Genomic DNA, 2,818 nt, shown 5'->3' on the forward strand with positions numbered 1-2,818 from the left:
ATATGTCGCTTACGACTCCACAGGCTGCACTTTCCACTGTAGACTTACCGCCAGCAAAGATTAAGCTACTAGCAACAAAAATAATGATTATCGCCATCCACAAAGAGAAGAGTTTTTTACTTTCTTTCTTTGCATTGGATCTTTTAAATAAATAAACAGGTGATATTAATACCCACCACTTAGAAAATACAGCAAGGTTGTTTTTTTCTAATATTTTCCAGTCTTTATAAAGCACAAAAATGGTCAATATGTTCACTATGAAACTAATTACATAGTCTACTTGTGTGCTAACCACTAATGATAAAGAGAAGTTTAAAACCAACAGGAAAAACGCGGCGTATATGTATGAGTTATGCAACTCCCCATTATCTAAGTTTTTTATCTGTTCAATGTATAAACTTTGTTTTTTTTCATCTGCTTTTCTTGATGAGTCACCATTATTTATCAAGTATGATATTAATTTCTCATCATATTCACTTTTGAATCGCTCATTAAGTAAGATTGATTTTATCTTCCTTATTCTAGCTTCATCATTATTTTTGTTTAGCTCAATAGCATCTCTGATTTCATCGATTGAAGCAGACATGTCAAGTTTCAGGTATTCGTAATGATTTTCCATGTAATTCCTTGCAGTAAGTACCTTCTAAAAGGTTGATTATACGCATTAAGAATAGTCTTAAAAAGGGTTCTCGGCAGTTGGCACTAAACAACCTATATCAGATAACAGCCCTCTTTTGTCAGATGGCTGTTTTTTGCAGCAATTCCTACTCAGTCATGGGAGCGCAGCGTCACCATTAAGCCAGTATACACTCCGCTAGCGCTACGTGACTGGTTCAGGGCTGCGCCCCGAAACCCGCTAAAACCACTGCCGCGCCTGCGGCTTGCCCAACGTCTCACGTCACCGGATTAAAATCCGCTCCCGTTCACCGTTTCTGGCTGTCTTTCAGCACCGCCAGCGCTTCATCGGTTCTGCTGTGTCTGGCAGACTGTGCGGAGTTATTCTGACGGGAGAATGCTATGAACAGACTGACAAACCTGACACCTGCAGAGAAAAAATTTCTTGATGATGCTATTGCCGCAGCTGAGAGAGCGTCAGGCAAAAAGCTAAATCAGCCGAACCGGCATATCGTCCTGAACAGAGCGCGTGCGCAGATTGAGTCGCAGCGTTACGCCGACCGCCAGCGTGCATTACGTGAGGATGAGCGGCAGCAGTCCGAGTTTGCCTGGTCACGTCCGCGCGCGCCGCGCCGCTGATTGCGCCTTTTGGCGGTTTAGTGGTGCTGACACTCCGAAATCGTCTGCCATTCACCCGCGTGCATAGCCATGCAGGTACGCAGAAATCATCAGGGGCGTTTTTTCTCGATATGGGCACAGAAAGGTGTATGTTTCAGGCCGGAGGCCTCAGAAACGCGCTGAGGGCGTTTGAGGCGGTGCGGCCAACGGATGTTATGGTAAATCGTGGTGAGATCGACAGAAGCCTGCGGACGGTGTAACGTTAACCCCAGAAAAAACAAAGCCCCGGAAATCATGTCATATCTTGGCGGATCGCATGATTACCAGGGCTAGGTCGAAACCTTGAAAGGATATTAGCACATGAACCGTGCCAGAAAACAGCCCGCCATAAGCGTAGGGCGCATTGCATAACGCCGCACTCGGACTTTTTAACGACCGACTCCCGCACAAGCCGTACTTCTCGGACGATCTGCACTTCGGTGTGCGTATCGCAGGGAAAGAACGCGCACTCTTGGCAAAGTACATCCAGTTTAATCAGCCGCATGCCATGTTCTGGCTGGGCTTCGACGTCGATCGCGCCGGTGCGGCCATCGACTGGAGTGACCGGAACGCGCCCGCGCCCACGCTGACCATCACCAACCCGGAAAACGGGCACGCGCACCTGCTATACGCACTGGAAACCTCGATACGTACTGCGCCGGACGGCAGAATGAAACCTCTGAAGTATGCAGCTGCCGTGGAAAACGCGCTGCGTAAAAAACTGGATGCTGATACAGGGTATTCTGGCCTGCTCTGCAAGAATCCGAACCACGGTCACTGGAAAATTGCCGTTTGGCAGCCAGAACTCTACACGCTGGACTGGCTTGCTGATTTCCTCGATCTGAACGCGGCAAACAACAAAGAGATCGTTGCCGACTATGGCTTAGGCCGCAACTGCACTCTGTTCGATAAAACACGGAAGTGGGCTTATCGCGCTATCCGTCAGGGCTGGCCTGAATATGACCAGTGGCTGCAAGCTTGCTATGAACGTGCCAGTGCTTACAACCTGCAATTTTCATCGCCTCTGGATGATAATGAGGTGATTGGCATAGCTAAAAGTATTGCGAAATGGACTCGTGCTAATTTTAGTGAAGGTACTTTCAGTGATTATGTTTTTCGTACGCATTCATCTGAAATACAAAGCCTCCGAGGGAGGAAAAGCAAAGGTGGGGGGAGGCCGTCATTAAATGAAGTGTGGGTTGATTTGGGTGTTAGCAGAAGAACATATTTCAGAATGAAGTCAAAACTAAAAGGTTAGTGGCTGGGATCAACCAGCCACTAACTTTGTTATTCAACAGTGACGTATATTTGCCCATCACTAAGTTCTTTGATAGTGATATCTTTTACAGATCCGTCAGATATCTCAGCTATGCCATAGTGATTTTTCCCTTCACTTTCTGTGATCGTCACAGATTTGCAAGTTAGTCCTGGTTGATGGAACTGTGTTCTGTATATGTCGCTTACGACTCCACAGGCTGCACTTTCCACTGTAGACTTACCGCCAGCAAAGATTAAGCTACTAGCAACAAAAATAATGATTATCGCC

4 protein-coding genes are annotated in these 2,818 nt (G+C 46.7%); 2 read left to right on the forward strand and 2 right to left on the reverse strand.

Annotated features, from left to right (window positions below):
• A partial coding sequence (locus tag AB0G52_RS40835; protein ID WP_361344318.1) for a hypothetical protein occupies nucleotides 1-619 on the reverse strand: 619 nt, incomplete at its 3' end.
• A gap of 398 nt (nucleotides 620-1,017) precedes the next feature.
• Between AB0G52_RS40835 and AB0G52_RS40840 the strand changes: the two genes are divergently transcribed.
• Both AB0G52_RS40840 and AB0G52_RS40845 read left to right on the forward strand, forming a co-directional pair.
• Nucleotides 1,018-1,254, forward strand: a complete 237-nt coding sequence (locus tag AB0G52_RS40840) for a hypothetical protein (RefSeq protein ID WP_001676031.1) — start codon at nucleotides 1,018-1,020, stop codon at nucleotides 1,252-1,254.
• A 382-nt stretch (nucleotides 1,255-1,636) separates the two neighbouring features.
• Nucleotides 1,637-2,530 carry a replication initiation protein gene (locus AB0G52_RS40845; RefSeq protein ID WP_080816845.1) on the forward strand — a complete coding sequence of 298 codons (894 nt, stop codon included), beginning with the start codon at nucleotides 1,637-1,639 and terminating at the stop codon, nucleotides 2,528-2,530.
• A gap of 29 nt (nucleotides 2,531-2,559) precedes the next feature.
• On the opposite strand, the gene AB0G52_RS40850 is transcribed toward AB0G52_RS40845, so the two are convergent.
• On the reverse strand, nucleotides 2,560-2,818 hold a 259-nt coding region (locus AB0G52_RS40850), incomplete at its 5' end, for a hypothetical protein (RefSeq protein WP_361344323.1).

It is taken from the genome of Streptomyces sp. NPDC021562 (genome assembly GCF_040640875.1).
In the GTDB taxonomy this organism is placed as follows: domain Bacteria; phylum Actinomycetota; class Actinomycetes; order Streptomycetales; family Streptomycetaceae; genus Streptomyces.